We start from the raw sequence: 20278 nt of genomic DNA on the forward strand, positions 1-20278 counted from the left end.
TATGTTCGGTTAAATGGCGAAAAAGAAACGCCCGGCAGGGCGGATAACGATCCTTTATATAAGATTCGACACTTAAATGGGAATACCTGTTCGCAAAAAAGAAAATATTTACTGCACGCGTTGCCTTACTGCTCTTGTTCGTCGCCCGGTTTGCGGCCTTGCTCGCGTTCCTGGATGAAGCGCCAGAAGCGGATCATCTCTTCGCGGCGCTCTTTCGGCGCATTCCGGAAGTCCTTGAAGAACAGCCCGATCTCCGGATCGTCGCCGGGTTCCGGCTCGCCGGAGGGCTCGCGGCGCAGGAGCGGTTCCTCCTTGGCTTCATCTGAATGCGTCGCCGCCGGATCGGTCAGCCCAATCAAATCGTCGGTCCTCACCTGAAAAAAAGCGGCAAGCTTCGCCAGCATTGCCGTGCGTACGCCTCTGTCACCGGTTTCCCACATGGCGATTGAGCTGGCGGATACGTCCAGCCGGCGGGCCAATTCGAATTGCGACAGGCCGGCTTGCTCGCGCAGCGCGGCGATTCGTTTGCCCAGCGAGTTGTTGTTGTTGTCCATGCGAATCACGCTTTCTGAAATAACTACCTTCATTATACACTCACGAAACGTGAGAATCAAATGTTTATTTTCCTGAAATTATGAAAAATGTCGTTGTCACACACACTTTTTGTGAGTATAATAGAACACACGTTCTTATATTTCCCATTTGTTCCTGTCGTCGGTTGGAGAAAAGAGTAGATGAGGAGTGTGACTGGTGTGACAACAACGAATGGATTGGATATTGGATTTCCACCCATCAACACGGACGCGACCCGCAAACGGGTCGAACAGGCGCTTGAGACGGCGCGCGTATACAAACAGGTCGGATTCGTGCGCAGGGAAACGAAACTGACGGCTTCTTACGAGGTGCGCGAGCCGGGCAAACCGTATTCGGTCGGCAAGCCGGTCGAATCGGCGGCCGTCTGGAATGTCGATACCGAGACGCGCATTGGCAAAATGGCGGAAGATATCGAACTTGCCGTCGAATCGCTCGAAGGATGCGAGCGCGATATCGTGCGGCGACGCTATTTGGACAAGGGAGATACGCTGGACTATATGCTTTGCTACGAGCTTGGGATGAGCGAGCGTACGTACCGCCGGCACAAGGCCAAGGCATTGTTCAAGCTCGCCTGGATGCTGGGCCTCGAGGTGCCGGCCGAGCGCGGAACGCGCGGCGGCATAACGGGACGAGCCGAAGAAAGGCCGATGCGGCTTGGCTGAGCGCTGGCGTACGGACGGCGCCGATTGGCCGCCATGCTGGCCGACAGTTGGCCGCTTCGCTGCCGGACGGTGACCGCAAAGTGGCACGCCGTTTGGAAATGGACGTGTTACATTGGTAGCGTGGACAAGCGCCGCCGCAAGATGAGACCATGAACGGTGCGGGCCTCGACCGGGCAGATGGTGGCGGACAAGCCGGCCGGGGCTATCGACACGTACGCTGTTTGGGGAAGCAGCCCACGGAGAGAGACTGTCGAATCGTATTGCGAAAACAATCTTTTTTAAAAGCAACATCACGCCGGGCGCCGAAAGGCGCTTTTTGTTTTGCCGACGAGCCGGTTGGCGATTGGCAATTGACCTGTCGATTGCGCAAGCCGACAAATTTCCCGGGAAATGAACCGGCGATGTCGAATGGCGCAATCGCAAATGTACATTTTCCAAACAAGGAGGCGATCGTTCATGCAACGGATACAAGACGATGAAATGGTGTTCGCGCAACCGCCCAAGTGCAAAGGGTGCATTTGGGGCGGATGGACGGGAACGCGGCAGTTCTGCAGCAAGCAGCTTTGCGTCAAAACGGGCGATTAGGAACGGAGGAACGGCGATGAAAGCGGACGGGAAGAACCGTTTGGGCACACGCGGCCGGAGAGGTCCGCCGGCGATGAAATCGGCTTCGAACAACGGAGCGGAAAGGAGGTTGGCTATAGATGTCGCTTAATTTTGCCGAAGACATCGCGCTTTACCTGGAGGAGTTGGCCGAAGGAACGCTCGGCGTCGATTTGTTCATCGATGAAATGCCGGCTTCGCCGGACGGGGCGATTACGGTCTACGACGACGGAGGCGAAACGTTCACGTCCGAGTCGCCGGGCGCTTGGCGAGTCATCACGCTTAAGCTGCGCTCGCTTACGCGAACCGGCGGCTATGAAGCGTTCTGGCGCATCGCCGATGCGCTCAACCAGCCGGAGGACGGCTACTTCACTGTTGGCGCCAACCGCTATATCGCCGATATGCAGCAATTGCCGAGCATGCGAGAGATCGATGCGGAAGGGCGCTTCGTGTTCGCGACGACGCTGCTGGTGCGCCGTTTCGTCGAGATTCACGAGGAGTGGCTCGATGTGCTCGTCGCTTTCGCACAGGCGAAGCTTGGCGGCGATTGGCGCAGCAACAAGCTGTGGCCGGGCGGCGAGCGGCCGCACGTGACATGGCGGCTGGCGCAGGTGAAGGCGGAGAACGCCAATACGTCCTTGTGCAAAGTGAGCAAAACGTTCGTCGGCAAGCTGTATGGCGTTGACCCGAACGATGTGCTGCATGCGGCGACGGCGTTGGTGTCCGACATGGCAGCCGGCGGCAAAGTGCCGCTCGACGCAGGGATGCGGCGCTATTTGAGCGTGGAGTCGGCGACAGCCGACTTGCCTGCTGAAGATCCCGCAGGCGGCAGCATTACGGTCGTTTTATCGCGGCTGGTGCGGCAGGAGGAAGAAACGCCGCCGATTATGGCGGGCGTACGCATGCAAGCGTCGATTCATACGCAAGGAGGATGAAGATGGCGAGGGCAAAACAAACGAAACCGGCGAATCCGGAGCGATCGGAGCCGGAAGCGGCAGCGCCGGCGCCGGCAGAAGCGCCGGTTTATTCGCGGCAGGAGTTGCAAGCGAATGCGGAAGCGTTGTTCGGCTGCAAGCCGGAGGCGGTGGCGGGGGCGTTACTCGGCCACGCCGGCGATTATTTGACGATCGATGAGGCGGCAGCTATCGTTCGTACATTTCTGAAACGGAAGGTGACTGCATAATGGCAGGTGGAAATTGGAGCACGACGGATACCCCGGTATTGCCGGGGTTGTATATGAATTTTCAGGCGGCGGCGACGGCGGCTGTGGCGGCCGGTTCGCAAGGGATCGTCGCGGTGCCGGTGAAGGCGCATTGGGGGCCGATTCGTGCATTTGTCGAAATCGGCGGTGAGCCGGCGATCGCCGAACGGTTCGGCGGCGAGGATACGAACGGCGCCACCGCGTATGACACGCTGCGGCTCGCTTTGCTCGGCAAGCCGAAGTTGGTGCTCGCTTACCGGATCGCCGACGAGGACGCAGCCAAAGCGACGGCGACGCTGAAGGATTCGGCGGCGCTTGATGTGCTGAGGCTGACCGCGCTGTATGAAGGTGCGCGCGGCAACGACTTCAAGGCAACCGTGCAAGTCAATCCCGTCGACGCGCTCAAAAAGGATATCAAGCTTTACGAAGGCGCGAAGCTGCTGCGCACGTTTACGTTTACGAGCGGAACCGTGCAGGCGGCCGTCGACGCGGTCAATGGCGACGCCGGCAACAAGTGGGTGACGGCAGCCAAGCTGGCCAGCGGCAGCGGCACGCTGGCGAACGTATCGCTGGCGCCGCTGGCCGGCGGCAACTCGGGTATTGCCGGCATCGCCGGCGCCGACTATACCGGCGCGCTTGACGCGATGGAGACGCAGACGTTCCACGTCGTTGCGCTGGACGGCGTCACCGACCCGGCGATCCAGGCGGCCGTGGCGGCGTGGGTGTCGCGCGTGCGCGGCGAAGGCAAGGGAGTTATCGCCGTGCTCGGCGGTTCGTCCGCCGACGATACGGCATCCGATGCCGTCAGCAAGGCAGCGACGCGCAGCGCCGGCCTCAATCACGAAGGCGTCGTCAACGTCGGCGTCGGCGCGGTGCTCGGCGGCGTCAGCTACAGCTCGGCGCAAATCGCCGGTTATGTCGCCGGTCTGATTGCCGGGCAGCGGCTGAACGAGTCGACGACTTACGCGCCGTCGCCATTCAGCGATGTGACGCGGCGCTGGACGCGCAGCGAGCAGGAGCAGGCCGTGCGCAGCGGCGTTTTTCTGCTGGTGCATGACGGTCGTTTCGTCAAAGGGCTGCGAGGCATCAACACACTGACAGCGCTGCGCGAAGGTCAGAACGCGGCCTGGCGCAAAATCCGCACCGTCCGCGTCATGGATGCGATCAGCGGCGATCTGCTTCGCACGGCAGAAGACAGCTACATCGGCAAAGTGAACAACACCGATGTCGGCCGGCTGGCGCTGCTCGGCGCGGCCGAGCAGTACATGGCGTCGCTGGCGCAAGCCGGCGTCATCGAAGCGTCGGACTACGCGGTTGCACTCGATCCGGATTATTACGGCGAAACCGCCGTTCACACGCCGGAGCCGGACCAGGTGTATATTCGCTGGCAGGCGCGGCTTACCGACGTAATGGAACAAATTTTCGGCACATTCATCGTGAACTAAGGGAGGCAACCGACCATGGCATTGGATGCGAGCAGAATCATTAACGGGACGTATGGCAAGCTGTATATCGAAAGCAACTGGCAAACGAACATCAACCATCTCGAAGCGAACGTCGAAGTCGAAAAGAAGGAGCTCAACCTCAGCGGCGACAATTGGGTGCGGCACAAGCTGGGCGCGTTCAAAGGAACGGGCACGATGAGCGGCTTCAAAGTGACGAGCGACATGATCAAGCTGGGTTTCACGCCGTTTACGATTTTCAGCCGGCTGGAAGATCCGGAATCGTTCGGCCACGAAACGATCGTGCTGAACAACGTCGTGCTCGACAAGCTGCAGCTCGCCAACTGGACGGCGAACGAAGAAGTGAAGGAAGAATGGACGTTTACCTTTGAAGGGTATTCGCTGAAAGATCCGATTACCGCATCGGGGACCGTAACGGCGTAACAAGCCGATGCGAACGCGACTGCCGCTGCCGCAAGCCGGAACAAGTTCGCGTCCGGCTCGGCGGCGGCGCCATAACGAACAGCCGAAGGAGAAGTGAGAACGATGAATATGCAAGCCATGACCGAAGAACAAGCGCTGCAGCGCCTGCTTGATGCCGACGCGTTGCCGGAGCGGACCGTGCTGCTGGAGCGGTTCGGCGTCGCCGTCAAATTGCGGGGACTCACCGGCAAACAAGTGTACGGCATTCGCGAGCGCTGCACGGAACGCCGCGAGAAGCGCGGGCAAACGACGGAGCGGCTCGACGAGGAGCAATTCAACACCGCCTTGATCGGGGCGGCGACCGTCAGCCCGAATTGGGGCGATGCCAAGCTGCTCGCCAAGTACAATGCCAGCGGCGCCGAAGAAGTGATCAAACGCCTGCTGCTCGCCGGCGAATTGTCGGCGCTTGGCGATGTCGTGCTCGATCTGAGCGGCTTCAACACCGAGCTGCAAGACATAAAAAACTGATCGTGTCCGGGGGGCTGGCCGGCATGCTGCACGCCGCCTGGGTGAGGCACCACCTGCGCCCCGGACAATTGTGGTCGCTGCCGCGCGGCGAGCAGCTGTTCCTTTTTGCCAGCCTGGAGCTGGAACTGGAAGCCGAGCGGGAGCGGATGCAGAAAGGAGGGAGGGCACATGGCCGATCCCATTGATGCGGTGATCCCGGCGGGTGGGCTGGCGAATGCCCAGCGGTCGCTGAGTACGCTCGATCGGATGTTGGAGCAAAACGGCAAGCGGATGGAGAAGCTGGGTTATACACAGATCAATCCCGTGGCCCGTGCGGTCGACAGGCTGACGGTAGCGGACGATCGTTTGAACCGAATGACGACGAAGCTGTCGGTTGCGCTCGGCGACCAGACGAAGCAGTTCCACGAATGGGGAGAAGCGGCGAAACAGGCGCAGAGTGCCATTTCCGGCATTTCAGCCGTCCAGTCGAAAGGAAATGCGTTCCCGGCGTCGGGTGCGGCCGTGGCCGCCTCCAAGCCGGAGACCAAATGGTGGGGAGATGCGGTGAATGCGCTGGCCGGCTTCTCCGTCGATTTGGGCAAAGACATGCTCATGGACGAGTTTAAAGATATTTTCAACGGAAAAAGCCGCCACTGGTCGAGCGGGAAAAGCGCGAACACGGGCCCAAACCCCGGCCCAAACCCGGGGCCAAACCCGGGGCCAAACCCTGGGCCAAACCCAGGGCCAAACCCAGGGCCAAACCCAGGGCCAAACCCGGGCCCAAACCCAGGGCCAAACCCCGGGCCAAACCCCGGGCCAAACCCAGGCCCAAACCAAGGCGCGAACACAGGTACTGGAGCCGGTGGCACATCCCGGTCGTCTGCGGGAAGAACGAAGCGGTCTGCCGTCGATCCTTATCTTGAAAAAATGAAGACAGCGGGCAGAATGCGATTTCCGGACAGTAAGCTTCCGGACGCTTTTGCCGAAAAATTGAGAGGCTTCGACAGAATTGATCCGACGATCGAAAATCCGATCCGCGGGACTTCTGCTGGAACGCAAACCGGAACACAAGCCGGGACGCAGACACTCAGCCGGGTCGCGACGAAAGCGGCCAAGACCGCCAATCTGTCACGCGCCGGCAAGTTTATGACCGGCATGAAGATGACGGGTAAAATTCTCGGCAAAGGAGCGTTGCCGCTAGCCATCGGCACCGAGTTGATTGACATCGCTCAAGCGGAGGACAAGAAGACGGCGGTGATCAAATCCGCTGCCGGATTGACCGGGGGGGCGATCGGCGGCGCCGTTATGGGAGCCGCGATCGGCTCTGTTGTTCCCGTTGTCGGCACAGCGATCGGCGGATTGATCGGCGGGGCGCTTGGCTATTTTGGAGGGAAGAAGGCGGCAAGCGTGGCGCTAGGCGAGAAGTCGAAACCGGCAACGCCGCAGACGGCATTGCCGGCATTGCCAACGTCGGCTGCTTCGCCGGACATCTCCGGTTCGATCTTGTTGTTCTCCGACGCCCTGGATTCGGTAAGCGTGAAGCTGGACAAGTTGGCAACGCAGCTGAACGCCGGCGATCGTCCGGTTGGAGCCGGACTATCGCAGCTTCCCGGCGCCGCGGTTCCATGGAAACCGGCACAAGTGGACATTCAAGTTCCCACGACCGTGAAAGTGGATTGGCAAGGACCTTCCCTCGATTTTGAAGAGATCGCGCGTCAGGTCGTCTCGCTGATCGTCGGCAACATGCGACATGCGTACGAGAACAGGAGCGTGTGAATGCGATGGACATCGTCTTGGAGGATTTGAACGATGCGGGCAAACGGCTAGTGCTCCCGGTCAATCCGGAAGAAATTTCCGTCCGCAGGGAGAAGCAGGTGGAAACCGTAACGATTCTCAACCTGGGAGAGGTCGATTTTGGCATTGGCGAAAGGGTGAAGGAAATCGGGATTTCCTCCTTTTTCCCTTCCCGCTACGATTCCCGTTATTGCCGCTACGAGCCGTTGCCGAAGCCGCAAGTCGCCATGGACTTGCTGAACGACTGGAAGGCGAGCCGGCAGCCGCTCCGGCTGATGATTACGGGGCAACGTTCCGATCTGACGAACATGCCGGCAGACGACGAGCTCTATATCGACATCAACGTGCTGGTCCTGCTGACCGTGCACAACAGCACCATTCGCGGCGGTGAGCCGGGGGATTTGTATTACGAGCTGACTTGCCGCACATGGCGGGAAATTGGCGTGCGCACGACGGCGGACGCGGATGCCGGAGCGGCAGTCGATTCGCCGTCGGCGCTGCGGCCGCGGACAGATACGAATCCGGTGCCGAAGCTGTATGCGGTGAAGCCCGGAGATTCATTATGGCAAATTGCCAAAAAGGAGCTCGGCGACGGCTCCCGTTATCGTGAATTGTATGAATTGAATCGCACTGTAATCGGCGCTGATCCGAATGTCATCGTCCCCGGTCAGGAACTGGTGATGCCGGTATGACGATACTTGCTTTCGGCAATAGTTACGAAGTCGTGCTGCAGAATCGTTATTTTTTACGCGAGTTGATTCAACAATTGACGCTGGAGGAGTCGCTGGAAGAAGTCGCCTATCGGGCGACCATCATACTAGCCGCGTCCGATCAGTTGCCCGAAGTTGCGCCAGGCCAGGAAATTCGCGTGTCGGGTATCCCGTTTGGCGGCAGCGTATGGACCTATTTGCTGGAACCCGGCGTCGTCTGGAAAAGTTCGCAGGCGCATGAAGGCGCGGGCAATCTGGAAATCACCGCCTATGACCGGGCGATCTATTTGGCCAAATCGGAAGACGAATACTTGATGCCGGCCGGCCAAACGGCGACGCAGCGGCTGAAACGGTATGCGGCGGACTGGGGGGTGGCGCTTGGCAGCGTTGCCGAAACGAATGTTCAGCTGTCCAAGGCAATCTATCGCTCCCAGCCGCTGTACCGGATGATTGCCGCGGATTTGCGCGAAACGGCGATGAAGGGCGGCGGGCTGTTCCGGGTGCGTATGACGCCGGCCGGTTTGGAGCTTGTGCGGATCGGCGGCAATGCCGTCGTCTGGATGCTGGAGAGCGAACGCAATCTGGAATCGGTTCAGCATGAGAAGACATTGGAAGGCACCGTCACGCAAGTGAAAGTGCTCGGGCTGCAGCGAAACGACGACGAGCTGTCTCCGGTCCTGGCGATTGAAAAAGGGGACGTCGCCGCTTACGGCACGCTGCAGCAGGTGCTTCAGGCAGAAAAAGACGCGTCGGCCGACGAATCGATTCGCATCGCCCGCCAACTGATCGGGGGCTACAAGGAATCGATGCTTGTCAAAGCGGTCGATATCAATACGATCCGCGCGGGAGATGCGGTGTCCGTGAATGGGAACGTTCGGATCGTCGTTTCGGTTCGCCACGAGCTCGGGAATCCCGGGCATATGACGCTGGAGTTGGCCGGCGAGGACGAAGTAAGGAGGAATTACTTTTATGGATAATCCATACCGCGAGCTTGCAACACTTGTGGCGAAACAGGCGGACGGCAGCGCGGAGCGAATGTTGGCGGGCGCGGCTTTCGAGCTGGGCACCATGACAGCGACGGGGGTGAAGCTCGATTCGTTCAAGCATGAGCTGCGGGATTGTTTTTATGCGGACTATCCCTCGCGCGTTCATCTGCCGGCCTATGAAGCCATCGGGCGCACGACGGTTCCCGTTGACGCCGACGGCGTACCCGAACCGGATGCGGCTTCCTCCGAGCGGACATTGTTTTCGTTCGAAACGCGCGAGATCGCGGATGTGCGCTGCGAGCTGCGGCAAGGACTGCAGCCGGGGGATCGTGTACTATGCGCGCCGCTGAATGGCGGTCATGACGTTGTTGTGCTGTGCAAGGTGGTGTCCGGACATGCCTAATTTGTTTCCGGAATACGTTCTTGGCGAGAGCGCGATTGGCGTTGCTGCCGGGGGGGCCGGTCCTGTTTTCGGAAAAAGCTGGCGGTTTGATTTTGACGCGGGGGAGTTTGTGACGTCGGCTTCGGGGCAAGTCGCCGAAACGAGCGGCGTCGACGCCTGGCTGGAGTGGTGCCGCAAGGCGCTTGCGACCGAACGGTATCGTTCGCTCGTCTACGGACGCAGCTACGGTTCGGAGTTCGAGGCGCTGATCGCGCGCCACCTGCCCCGTGCCGCCAATTTCAGCGAAATCAAACGGATCGCGTCGGAAACGCTGCTTGCCGATCGGCGGACGGCCAAGGTAGATTCGTTTGCTTTTCGAGTGGAGGGCGATGCTTGTTATTTCACATGCAAAGTCGAAAACGTCCGCGGCGCCGGCGGAACGGTTGCGGGAAAGGTGGCGTTGTAGATGGCCGTGTTGCCAGAATATTTGAAGGAACAGACGGAAACCGCGATCCGGCAGCGGATGCTTGGCAGCTTGCCGGCCGATCTGGACAAGACCGAGGGCAGCTACATTTGGGACTCGCTGTCGCCGGCCGCAATCGAGCTGGCGCTGGCAGCGATATGGGGGCGGGAGGTGCTCAGGCGCGGTTTTGCCGGCACGACGTTCGGCGGTTACCTCGACCTTCGCTGCGAAGAGCATGGACTGACGCGCAAGGCGGCGGAAAAAGCGGCAGGCACCGTACGCTTCGCCGGCACGGTTGGGACTGTCGCGGCGGCGGGCACGAGGGTGGCGACGGCGGCCGATCCGGTAACCGGCGCTTCGTCGCTGGAGTTCGTGACGCTGGAGGAAGCGACGATCGGCGAGTCGGGGACGGCCGAAGCGGCAGCGGAGGCGCTCGTAGCCGGCAAAACCGGCAATGTGGCCGCCGGCGCAATCACGCTGCTGCTGACGCCAATTGCAGGCATCACCTCGGTCGTCAACCCGGCTGCCATGAGCGGCGGGCTTGACGTTGAAGCCGACGGCGACTTGCTGGTACGGTATTACGCCAAGGTGCGCAACCCGTCCGCCGGCGGAAACGCCGCCGACTATGTGAACTGGGCCTTGTCCGTGCCCGGCGTCGGCGGCGCCAAAACGTACCCGCTCTGGGACGGCAACGGCACGGTCAAAGTGGTCGTCGTCGACGTCGACAAGCAGCCGGCTTCCTCGGGGCTGGTTGCCGAAACGGCCGCTTATATCGAAACGATGCGCCCCGTCGGCGCCGATGTAACGGTCGTTTCTGCCGCCGCTGTAGCCATCGATATTGCCGCCGCCATCACGCCGGCTGCCGGGTACACGTTGCAGCAAATTACCGACGCGTTACGCGAAGCGGTCGTTGCCCATTTTCGCCAGATTGCGTTTGCCGTCACGAGTGTCTCCATCGCCAAAATCGGCGCCCTGCTGATCGCAACGCCGGGCGTGCTCGATTACGAGGATTTGACGCTGAACGGCGGTACGGGCAACGTCGACCTGGGGGATAACGACATTCCGGTCGCCGAGGACATCGCGCTGGAGGTGTGACGATGGGTTATCCGGAGAGCGTGGATCGTTTCGGCGTCAAGCTGAACAAGAAGCTGGACGGCGGCAGCTACCAGGTGGAGGAAGCGCTGCCGATCGTGGACGGCAAGTTCGAAGGGCTGCTGGCGCACGACAATATCACCGCTGGCAGCGTGCGGGTGTATACGGGGCCGGCATATTCCGGCGAGCCGGTGGCGACGTTTGTTGTGTCGACGCCGGGCGACGCGCCATGGCGGCGGATAATTCGCGTGTATGCCGGCGTCGGCACGGTGTATGTGTCGTACTCAACGCCCGGGGATACCGTCGAAGCCGACGATATCAATGCGCTGCAAGCGGCTGTCACGGCGACACAGGAAGAATTGGAGCGCTACAAGGCGGTTGAGGATGTGGATGGCGGAGCATTTTATGAAGGGGAGTGAGGGCGGATGGCCCAAACGATACGGGTAAGACGCGGCACCAAAGCGGAGCTGGTCGCGCGCGGGGCTTTGCTGCCGGGCGAGCTCGGCTTCTGCACGGATACGAAGGAAGTGTTCGTCGGCGACGGCACGACGAATACGGCCGTCGGCCGCGTGATGACCGGGACGTACGCCGCCAGGCCGAGCGCCGCCAATGCCGGACGGCTGTATTACGTGATCGCCGGCGGCACCAATGCCGGGTACCTGTATGTCGACAACGGTTCAGCTTGGGAGCGGGTCAATCCGCTGGCGATTGCCGATTTGGCCGGTACGCTGGACGACGTGGCGAACGGAACGACTTACGGCAAGGTGCTGCTTGCCGATTTGACGGGCGGCCACGTGAGCAAAGTGTCCGACGGCACGAATACGAAAACGGCGGCGGAAATCAAAACGCACCTCGACGATGCGACGAAGCATCGCCAGATCAACGATGGCGCATCGGGCGCGACGGATTTGTGGTCGGCGCAGAAGATCCGCAATGAAATCGAACTGGCCAAGCACAATATCGAACCGCAGGCGAGCGTGAAGGATAAAGATTTGACGGCGCCGCCCGGTTCGCCGGTTACTGCAGACCGTTACATCGTGCCTTCCGGCGCTACGGGCGCGTGGGCAAGTCAAACGGGCAAAATCGCCGAATGGAACGGCTCCGCATGGGATTTATACACGCCTTCTGTCGGCTGGACGTGTTACGTCGACGACGAGCAGAAGATTTATTCCTGGAACGGTACGGTCTGGGTGCGCACCGGCGGTGCCCTGCAGACGATTGCGGCCGGCAACGGGCTGACCGGCGGCGGTCAGGCGGACACGGTCACGCTTGACATCGGCGCGGGGAATGGCATTGCGGTGGCGGCGGATGCGATTTCGGTGACGGCGTATCGCGGCATTACGGTGAGCAGCAGCGGCGTCGCCGCCAACATCGATGCGGACAGCATCGTCTACGATGCGGCCAACGGCTATCGGCTGACGGTAGCGGCGATCGACGGCGGCACCTTCTAGAGAGGAGGCGGCCGCATGGCACGCAAAGTGTTGATTCAAATTCGCCGGGGAGCGGAGGCGGGCATCGGAACGCTTGCCGTCGCCGAGCTCGGTTATTGCACCGACACGCAGAAGCTGTATATCGGTTCGGCTGGGGGCAACGTGCTGCTGGTCGCGGCGACATCGGTCGGCGACATGCTGAAGGGCATTTACGACACCGACAATGACGGGATTGTCGACGCGGCCGAAAGCGTAGCCTGGACCGGCGTTGTTGGCCGTCCGGGCGCGGCGACGCAGGCGGAGGCCGAAGCGGGCGCGAGTTCCGCCCCGTATATGACGCCTCTGCGCACAGCGCAGGCGATTGCCGCGATGGCGATGCCTAAGGGGCCTTTTTCATGGGCGAACCTGCACGGTTCGTACACGTGGGGCCAACTGAAAGGGGGGTGAATCATGTACGGACAACCATTATTCGGCACGCTGGCGTATGGGGACAATCCGGACGAAACGAACCCGCCGGAAATCGACGCCCCCGACCTGATGAACTATTTGCCGAATTATTACGCGGACAGCCGCATCATGCGCTCGATCCAGGGCGCCGCCGCTGCCGAGTTGGGAAGCTTGCGGTATGCGTTGGATGCGATTTTGGCCCAGCTGTTTGTACGCACGGCGTCCTGGGGGTTGGACCGCTGGGAGCGCGAGCTTGGCATCGACTACGACCCGTCGCGGCCGAACGAGTGGCGGCGGGAGATCATCCTGGCCAAGCTGCGCGGGGGCAGCACGACGACGAAGGCGAAAATCGTCAACGTCGCGGCCGCTTTTTCCGGCGGTGAAGTGGAAGTGATCGAATACCCGGACGAGTATCGTTTCGTCGTGCGGTTTATCGGCATTCTCGGCATCCCGCCGAACATGGCCGGATTCGTCGACATGCTGGAGCAGATCAAGCCGGCCCATTTGGCCTACAGCTTTATGTACACTTTTACGACGTGGAGCATGATTTCCGATTTGACTTGGGCGGACGCCGTGTCGAAGACGTGGAACGAGCTCAGAGTTTACGAAGGAGCGTGAAGATGCGGTGCAGTATACATCGAACTTGAACTTGAAAAAGCCGGAAAGCTCGGACGCCGTCAATATTGACGATTTGAACGGCAACGCGGATATCCTCGACGCTGCCGTCGCCGGCAAAGTCGACAAAGTCGCGGGCAAAGGGCTGTCGACGGAGGATTATACGACGGCGGAGAAGAGCAAGCTGGCGGGAATCGCGGCAGGCGCGCAGGTTAATGCGGTGACGAGTGTAGCGGGGCGGACGGGGGCGGTGACATTAGCTGCTGCCGATGTTTCAGGCGTTGAAACTGCTTCCGGATCGCAGGCCAAAGTGGATACGCATGCAAATGCCACAACCGGCGTCCATGGAGCAGTTTCGACAGCCACTGCAAGTAAAATCGTGATTCGGGATGCAAGCGGGCGAGCGCAATTTGCTGACCCTTTGACTGCGGCCGATGCTGCAACGAAAGGATATGTCGACTCTAAGGCCGGGACGCTCCAGCCACAAGTTTACTACCTGCAACGCGAAGTTGCCAACCTTAAAGCCGTATCGTCTCTCAAAGATCGGGTTGACGGGGCGAGCGGAATATTTTATGACTTGTTCGACGGACACAACGCAGGCTCGATCGCGCAGTTGGATACGACCAAGACAAAGACGAATGTTGCCCTGTCTTCTGGTAATACGGTGTTGACCAACAAGCTTGTCAATCCTGCGGGGTTTAAACTTGGTCAGGAGATCACGATACAAGACGATGTTGATTACGAGCGCGTGACAATCAATCGTTATGAGGATGTTACTACGTCAACAACATATACGCGGACCAGCGTCACTGTCGTCGGGTCGGCCTACGATACAAGCGGCAACGGCGGGCGTAAGGTGACGGTGCTGGACAACGGGTGGATCGTGGCAGCGGCAATTAACGCATCGGGCAATCAAATCGAGTTGTACGTGTCCAAGGACAATGGGGCTACTTATAGCCGGTTGTGCTACTTTTACAACGCGGTCGCCATAACATCCAGCACGACCTTCGCATTGTGCTCAAGCGGGAATAACGTACACATGATAATGGTGGGAGACGGCGCTAGCGACTCAATCAATCATTTTGCTATCGACGCGACCACTCAGACGGATTCAAATCGGTACGGTGTAGGGTTTCATAATATCGACACACAGACAACCATTCAATCTTGCTCCATCACTGCGGCCCTCGACGGCAGCATACACGCCGCATGGGCGAGTAAAAGCACCACATACCCAAATAGCTTCAACATCCGCTACGGCAAGAGTACGGACAGCGGAGCAACGTGGGCGGTCTCGTACCAAACAATAGACAATACGAGTGGCGATGATAACACAAATCCAAGTATTATTTCTCGCGCTAATAGTTATCCATTGTTTACGTGGCAATTTAAGAATGCTGCTGGAACGGTAAATACAATTTTTTGTAGGTATTGGGGTGGTTCCTCTTTTACAACGTCAAATGTTCATCTCGGCTCGTCTTACGCCCAATCCAGCCCCTGCGCAACCGTTGCGCCGTCCGGGCGGATATGGTGTACATGGGTCGGCCGTGATTCCACCGATAGCAGCGTCGAAAATGTTCGAGTTTCGTACAGCGACGATGGCGGAGCCACTTGGTCGACAATGCAGAAGCTGACTAGTGGAAACACATACGCACAAAACTTTCCTTCTGTATCGATCGATCCAAGCAATAACGTCTACATTGATTGGCAGGGCGTTGACAGTGCGATCAATACGAACTACAGGCAGTTGCGCCGCATTATCTGGAACGGCTCGTCTTGGGGGAGCATCTCGTCTTTAACAAGTAATAGCTCGGGTCATGTATCGAATGTTTCATCACTCAATAACAGCACCCTGAACTTTTCTGATCCTTTGACGATCTACCAGGACGCTCAAGCTACCGCCGTCAAATTCCGCGGAAGTTGGACGATTGATGTTACTGTTAAGCAAGTCGAAACCACAGCAACGACAAAAGCCTTCAAGTCAGGTTCTATCATTGCACGTAGCACTACTGTTGTTTCTGGCGGTAAGCTTGGGTTCAGTCCAGGATACGAAACAGCAACAACGTATACGCGAATGAACGTCAGCGTCGTCAACTCGACCTACGATACAGGTGGCAACGGCGGGCGTAAGGTGGTGGTCTGTGCCAACAGTAACATTTTCGCAGGTGCGATAAATGGTAGCACCTATAAGCTATATAAGTCTACTGACAAAGGGGCTACATGGACTGATGTTACTCCAACTCAATCGTCCTCGTCATTGCAAAGCATTGCCTTAGCTACTAACGGCACACATGTGTTTGTGATGCGAGCTGTTGATAACGCTTGGGTTTACGTAGACAAATATAATGACGCTGGCTCTCTTGTAGCTGGTGGAGGGACTCCTGACAACATGCAATCGTCTCTGGGAGGTTGCTCAATTGCCTTCGCCCCCGACGGCGGCCTGCATGCCGCATGGTGCTCGAAAAACGCGACATATCCGAACAGCTTCAACATCCGCTACAGCAAGAGCACGGACGGCGGCGCAACTTGGGCGAGCCCGACGCAGCTGACAGCTGACAGCGGAACAAATAGAGACTCAACAAATCCGTCCGTGGTGGTGGGTAGCAATAATTACCCGCACATCGTCTATCAGAATAACATAAGTGGTAGCACGCAATGGATTCGCTCACTTGACTGGCAAGGGTCTGCTTTTATTAGTCATGATATTTTTGCCGGTTCCACCTACTCCCAAGGCGACCCCTGTGCAGCCGTGGCGCCGAATGGTGATATCCATGTCAGTTGGCGTGGCGGTGACGCGATCGCCGGTGTCAGTAACATTCGCTACTCGAAGAGTTCAGATGGCGGAGCGACGTGGTCCGCTATGCAAAAATTAACTACGGCAGGAACGGCATTTGCCGAAACTAACCCGTCAATCTCTGTTAATAAAGACGGCGATATTTTCATTATGTGGCAAGGATACGACGGAACATATTATCAGATTCGTAGGATCAAATATAATAGCGGTGCTTGGGGGGTGATTACCACCTTGACAAGCAATACAACCAATTCTGTATTAGATCCATCAACCGTCAATAACAATGCGTTCGACTTTACTGATCCTATTTGCATCTATAGGGACGCCCAAGCGGCCGCCGTCAAATTCCGCGGCAGTTGGACGGCCAGTAGCTTCACTCCCGTACTTGTCGAGGACGCGCGTTACAACATCGTGCCAGCCAGCAACATCAGCAGCATCGTCGCATGGGCGGACCGGGAGACGGACGCCGGCTTTAGCCTGTCAGCGGCTGCGAGCTTCCACGCCAGCACGGAGTCGATGCAGTCAATGACCAAGACGAGCGCGACGGTCGACGGTAACACGAGCGAGGATCAGTTCGTGTTGTCCGGGCAGACGCCCGCAGCGAAGGGTACGCTGCGACTCACGTTGACGCGCAGCAGCACTAGCGTAAACAAATCTGTCAAGCAAGTGCTTGGCGCTGGGGGAGTGTGACGAGGCATGCAGATAAAACAGCGTGATGCGGAAACAGGCGAGATTCAGCAAGCATTTACACCGTTGGCGGGCAGCACGCCAACGCCAAAAGAGCAGATCATAGCGCTCCAAACCGAAAACACAAACCTCAAATCCAGGTTGGCCGACGTCGAACTGGCGCTGGCCGACCTTTTTACTACTTAAGGAGGCGAATCATTGTGACATTGCCTTTCCATAAAATCCGCATCATCGCGAATGCCTGCCTGATCCGGTACGACGCCGGAGAAGGCGAAATCGCGGATATCGTAGCCAGTTACCAACTGGCGGAAACTGACCGCACTAAAGTAGTGGCCGAGATTAGGACCAGGAGGACAGAGCTTGAAAAGCTTGTTTAACCTCCCATCCCCCAGAGAGCAGGTGGTGATTATGCCGGACGAACGGCAAGAAATCCTCCAACGCCTGACGCGTGTGGAGACGAAGCTGGACATGATGAACAGCGCCCGCGACATGGCGGGCGAAGCGCTGCAGAGCTCGAAAGCAGCGCACCATCGCATCGACGAGCTGGCCGACGCGCAAAGCTGGCTCTGGCGCACGGTAGTGGCGGCGCTCATCGTCGGCGCGATCGGGCTGCTGTGGAAGGGAATCGGCTCATGAGCGAACAAGATATCGTTACGCTGGCCGCCCTCGTGGCGGCCTTTGTCGGCGTGGCCAAAGGCTTTGGCCTGCCGTCCAAATATTGTCCGGTCGCGGCAATCGGGATAGCGGCCGTTTTTGTGCTGGTGCCGCCACCTTTCCAAGCCAAGCTGATTACGATAAGTATGATCGGGCTAACCGCATCGGGAACGTATCAATTTGCCAAAAGGAGAAAGGAGGACGCCGGATGAAAGCGCAAGATTTCATTGCGGCCGTCGCTCCGGTCGCCGTGCAACTGCGGCGGGAAGTGTCGCCGGTGTTCGCTTCGGTGCGAATCGCGCAGGCGGCGCTGGAAACGGGCTGGACGCTGAACAAATGGAATAATTTGGTTGGGTTCAAGGTGGGCAGCGGCGAAACCAACGCCTACTGGAAAGGCAACTACTACTACGTCGGCACCTGGGAGGTGTACGACGGCAAACGCAAGGACATCATGGCCGCATTCCGCGCGTACGATTCGATCGCGAGCGGGTTCCGCGACCAGGATCTGCTGTTTACCGGCTGGGACAACTACAGGCTCGTATGCGCGGCCCAAACGCCGGAAGAACAATGCCGGGCGTTCATGAAAACGCCGCTGAAGTACGCGACGGACCCGGATTATGCGGAGAAGCTGCTGTCCATCATGGACACGCACGATTTGAAAGCCCACGACGAGGAGGAGATCGCGGTGTTAAGTGCCGAGGACGCCAACAAAATTATTTTGTTCCTGAGCGCCGCTTACATGAGCACTACGGTGCAGGAAGCGCGCGACGAGTTTCACCGGCTCGCCAACGAGCTGCGCAAAGCTTCGGGGCAGCCGGAAGCGTGACGCAAAGATACCACGGCCAGCACCCCCTTTCCCCAAAAGAGAGAGATGATCGCGACGAAGTGCTATTTTCAGCCGCGCGAAAGTTGATTATAATCGGAGTTACCTAACCGAAAGGGAGACCCCCAGATGATCAGCTTTCGCGACATTCGCCGGGAACTGGCCGCCGCACAGCAGCGGTCGCCGTTGTTCCCGTTCGGCTTGGCGCTGGACAAGCCGCTGTTTGACCGGCTTCGACACGCCCTGCACCTGCAGCCGCTGCTGGCGGAAATTCGCCGGGAAGCCGAACGCGCCCGCACCACTCCAACTCCCCCGCTTACGTTTACGCAATTCCATACGTTCGAACAAACCGGAACCCGGCTCGAGTACGAGCAGCCGTATTTTGAGCGGCGCGGCCGGTTGCTGGCGCTGACGCTCGCCACCCGGATCGACGATACCCCGCTGTATAAGGAAGCGCTCGATAATCTCGTCTGGGAAATCTGCAACGAATATACTTGGTGCCTGCCCGCCTGTTTGCCGCCCGATCTCGAAGCGTGCCGCGCCTACCGCGTGCCGCCGGAACAAGTTGTCGACCTGTTCGCGGCCGAAACGGCGAATGCGCTGGCAGAGACGTTGTTTCTTGCCGGCGACCGGCTCGACCCGTGGCTCGTTTACCGCGTCCGCACGGAAATCGATCGCCGTGTGTTCCGTCCGTTGTACCACGATCCCGTGCATTTTGACTGGGAATCGCGCATTGACAACTGGGCCGCTGTCTGCGGCGGGGCCGTCGGTATGGCCGCACTGCTGCTCGAAGAAGACCGCGGGCGGCTGGCCGGCATGATCGAACGTACGGTGCGCGCGCTGGAATGTTTCCTTGACGGCTACGGCGACGACGGCGGTTCCCCGGAAGGGCTCGCCTACTGGCAGTACGGCTTCGGCTACTATGTCTATTTCGCCGACATGCTGGCTCAGTATACCGGCGGTGCGCTCGATCTGCTGCAAGGCGAAAAGCTGCGCCATATCGCGTCGTTTCCGGCGGCGTTCGTGCTGTCCGGGAATGGTTTCGTCAATTACTCCGACGCAGGCCCCTGCCAACTGCACACCGGGCTGCTGTCCCGGCTCGCGGCGCGTGTCGGCTGCGACGTTCCGGAGCTGCGCGAGGTGCCGCCGTTCAAGGCGGACCAATGCTACCGCTGGCCTCATGTGACGCGCAATCTGCTGTGGACGGACGCCGCCCTGCTCGGCAAGCCGGCCCCGGCGGCCACTTATGTGCTGCCCGATTTGGCGGTTGTCGTCGACCGCGGGCAGGCAGGCGGCACGACGGTCGCTTTTTCCGCCAAAGGCGGACACAATGGCGAGTCGCACAACCACAACGATCTCGGCCATTTCATTCTTCATCTCGGCGGGGACAATCCGCTGGCCGACCTCGGCGCCGGTCTTTATACCAAAGACTATTTTGGCCCGAACCGCTACCAGCTGCTGCATAACGCGTCGGACGGCCATTCCGTACCGCTTATCAACGGGCGACAGCAGCGGGAAGGCCGCCAGCATGAAGCCGTCATGCTGCGCAACGATCAGGCGGACGGAGCGCTGCATGTTGACCTCGATTTGACGCGGGCGTATGACGACCCGCAGTTGCTGCAGTTTCGCCGCAGTTTCGTCTGGACGCGTCATGCCGCCACGTTGCGGCTGACCGATACGTTCGAGTTTGCCGGAAGTCCGGCGTCGCTGGAGGAGCGGTTCATCAGTCTCCATAAACCGGAGCTTCGTCAAGGCGCAATCGTCTGGACTGTCGAGAACGGCGAAGCGGTCATGGCCTACGATTGTTCCCGGTTCGAAGCGGCTGTCGACACGATCGTGGATGTGCCCGGCCATAACGGCGCACTGCTGACGGTTTACCGCACTATTTTGCGGGCGATCCGGCCGGATGCGGCTGTCGAAGCTGTTTTCGAATTTGCGTTGAAACCGCGCCAGGCGACGCGGGAGTAAG

At 59.2% G+C, this 20278-nt stretch carries 26 protein-coding genes; 25 read left to right on the forward strand and 1 reads right to left on the reverse strand.

Features of this window, described 5'->3' with window-relative positions:
* Positions 1-125 precede the first annotated feature (125 nt).
* Positions 126-554, reverse strand: coding sequence for a helix-turn-helix domain-containing protein (locus EXY20_RS15345; protein ID WP_167859250.1), 429 nt, complete (start codon positions 552-554; stop codon positions 126-128).
* Positions 555-752: 198 nt separating this feature from the next.
* Here EXY20_RS15345 and EXY20_RS15350 point away from each other — a divergent pair, with 198 nt between their 5' ends.
* From EXY20_RS15350 to EXY20_RS15460, 25 genes are all read left to right on the forward strand, one after another.
* Complete coding sequence (locus tag EXY20_RS15350) at positions 753-1256, forward strand: ArpU family phage packaging/lysis transcriptional regulator (RefSeq protein WP_235885946.1); 504 nt, start codon at positions 753-755, stop codon at positions 1254-1256.
* Between the two features lie 456 nt (positions 1257-1712).
* Positions 1713-1841, forward strand: a complete 129-nt coding sequence (locus tag EXY20_RS40270) for a hypothetical protein (RefSeq protein ID WP_268966411.1) — start codon at positions 1713-1715, stop codon at positions 1839-1841.
* A 119-nt stretch (positions 1842-1960) separates the two neighbouring features.
* On the forward strand, positions 1961-2794 hold the full coding sequence (locus EXY20_RS15355; RefSeq protein WP_135552587.1) for a minor capsid protein: 834 nt from the start codon (positions 1961-1963) through the stop codon (positions 2792-2794).
* Positions 2795-2796: 2 nt separating this feature from the next.
* A complete protein-coding gene (locus EXY20_RS15360) occupies positions 2797-3042 on the forward strand; it encodes an oligoribonuclease (RefSeq protein ID WP_135552589.1) in 246 nt (81 codons plus the stop codon).
* Entirely contained in the window at positions 3042-4505 is a 1464-nt protein-coding gene (locus tag EXY20_RS15365) for a phage tail sheath subtilisin-like domain-containing protein (protein ID WP_135552591.1), read from the forward strand. Before EXY20_RS15360 ends, EXY20_RS15365 begins: the two co-directional genes overlap by 1 nt.
* 15 nt (positions 4506-4520) lie before the next feature.
* Positions 4521-4946 carry a phage tail tube protein gene (locus EXY20_RS15370; RefSeq protein WP_135552593.1) on the forward strand — a complete coding sequence of 142 codons (426 nt, stop codon included), beginning with the start codon at positions 4521-4523 and terminating at the stop codon, positions 4944-4946.
* Between the two features lie 102 nt (positions 4947-5048).
* Positions 5049-5453, forward strand: coding sequence for a phage tail assembly chaperone (locus tag EXY20_RS15375; RefSeq protein WP_135552595.1), 405 nt, complete (start codon positions 5049-5051; stop codon positions 5451-5453).
* A 23-nt stretch (positions 5454-5476) separates the two neighbouring features.
* Complete coding sequence (locus EXY20_RS38950) at positions 5477-5638, forward strand: hypothetical protein (RefSeq protein WP_167859251.1); 162 nt, start codon at positions 5477-5479, stop codon at positions 5636-5638.
* Entirely contained in the window at positions 5622-7208 is a 1587-nt protein-coding gene (locus EXY20_RS38955; protein WP_167859252.1) for a hypothetical protein, read from the forward strand. Before EXY20_RS38950 ends, EXY20_RS38955 begins: the two co-directional genes overlap by 17 nt.
* 5 nt (positions 7209-7213) lie before the next feature.
* On the forward strand, positions 7214-7918 hold the full coding sequence (locus tag EXY20_RS15395) for a LysM peptidoglycan-binding domain-containing protein (RefSeq protein WP_135552603.1): 705 nt from the start codon (positions 7214-7216) through the stop codon (positions 7916-7918).
* Positions 7915-8913: an XkdQ/YqbQ family protein gene (locus EXY20_RS15400; RefSeq protein ID WP_135552605.1), complete on the forward strand. Its 999-nt coding sequence runs from the start codon at positions 7915-7917 to the stop codon at positions 8911-8913. Before EXY20_RS15395 ends, EXY20_RS15400 begins: the two co-directional genes overlap by 4 nt.
* A complete protein-coding gene (locus EXY20_RS15405; protein ID WP_135552607.1) occupies positions 8906-9325 on the forward strand; it encodes a hypothetical protein in 420 nt (139 codons plus the stop codon). The genes EXY20_RS15400 and EXY20_RS15405 overlap by 8 nt, the downstream gene beginning before the upstream one ends.
* Positions 9318-9770 carry a DUF2634 domain-containing protein gene (locus tag EXY20_RS15410; RefSeq protein ID WP_135552609.1) on the forward strand — a complete coding sequence of 151 codons (453 nt, stop codon included), beginning with the start codon at positions 9318-9320 and terminating at the stop codon, positions 9768-9770. Before EXY20_RS15405 ends, EXY20_RS15410 begins: the two co-directional genes overlap by 8 nt.
* Positions 9771-10862, forward strand: coding sequence for a baseplate J/gp47 family protein (locus EXY20_RS15415; protein WP_135552611.1), 1092 nt, complete (start codon positions 9771-9773; stop codon positions 10860-10862). It abuts the gene before it with no gap.
* A gap of 2 nt (positions 10863-10864) precedes the next feature.
* Complete coding sequence (locus tag EXY20_RS15420; protein ID WP_135552613.1) at positions 10865-11278, forward strand: phosphoglucomutase; 414 nt, start codon at positions 10865-10867, stop codon at positions 11276-11278.
* Between the two features lie 6 nt (positions 11279-11284).
* Entirely contained in the window at positions 11285-12310 is a 1026-nt protein-coding gene (locus EXY20_RS15425) for a DUF2793 domain-containing protein (protein ID WP_135552615.1), read from the forward strand.
* 15 nt (positions 12311-12325) lie between these two features.
* Positions 12326-12736 carry a hyaluronate lyase N-terminal domain-containing protein gene (locus EXY20_RS15430; protein ID WP_135552617.1) on the forward strand — a complete coding sequence of 137 codons (411 nt, stop codon included), beginning with the start codon at positions 12326-12328 and terminating at the stop codon, positions 12734-12736.
* A gap of 3 nt (positions 12737-12739) precedes the next feature.
* The gene (locus EXY20_RS15435; protein WP_135552619.1) at positions 12740-13354 is read left to right on the forward strand and encodes a putative phage tail protein; all 615 of its coding nucleotides are present in this window, start codon (positions 12740-12742) and stop codon (positions 13352-13354) included.
* 7 nt (positions 13355-13361) lie between these two features.
* On the forward strand, positions 13362-16835 hold the full coding sequence (locus tag EXY20_RS15440) for a hypothetical protein (RefSeq protein WP_135552622.1): 3474 nt from the start codon (positions 13362-13364) through the stop codon (positions 16833-16835).
* 6 nt (positions 16836-16841) lie between these two features.
* On the forward strand, positions 16842-17018 hold the full coding sequence (locus tag EXY20_RS38960) for a hypothetical protein (RefSeq protein ID WP_167859253.1): 177 nt from the start codon (positions 16842-16844) through the stop codon (positions 17016-17018).
* Between the two features lie 14 nt (positions 17019-17032).
* Complete coding sequence (locus EXY20_RS38965; protein ID WP_167859254.1) at positions 17033-17209, forward strand: hypothetical protein; 177 nt, start codon at positions 17033-17035, stop codon at positions 17207-17209.
* Positions 17193-17468, forward strand: coding sequence for a hemolysin XhlA family protein (locus EXY20_RS15445; RefSeq protein WP_407944918.1), 276 nt, complete (start codon positions 17193-17195; stop codon positions 17466-17468). Before EXY20_RS38965 ends, EXY20_RS15445 begins: the two co-directional genes overlap by 17 nt.
* Positions 17465-17698, forward strand: coding sequence for a hypothetical protein (locus EXY20_RS15450; protein ID WP_135552624.1), 234 nt, complete (start codon positions 17465-17467; stop codon positions 17696-17698). The genes EXY20_RS15445 and EXY20_RS15450 overlap by 4 nt, the downstream gene beginning before the upstream one ends.
* Positions 17695-18312 (forward strand): glycoside hydrolase family 73 protein, encoded by a 618-nt coding sequence (locus tag EXY20_RS15455; RefSeq protein WP_135552626.1) that lies wholly within the window; start codon positions 17695-17697, stop codon positions 18310-18312. Before EXY20_RS15450 ends, EXY20_RS15455 begins: the two co-directional genes overlap by 4 nt.
* A 126-nt stretch (positions 18313-18438) precedes the next feature.
* A complete protein-coding gene (locus EXY20_RS15460) occupies positions 18439-20277 on the forward strand; it encodes a heparinase II/III domain-containing protein (RefSeq protein ID WP_135552628.1) in 1839 nt (612 codons plus the stop codon).
* Position 20278: the final 1 nt, after the last annotated feature.

The sequence above is a fragment of the Paenibacillus cymbidii genome (genome assembly GCF_004764705.1).
Taxonomy (GTDB): Bacteria; Bacillota; Bacilli; order Paenibacillales; family NBRC-103111; genus Paenibacillus_AN; species Paenibacillus_AN cymbidii.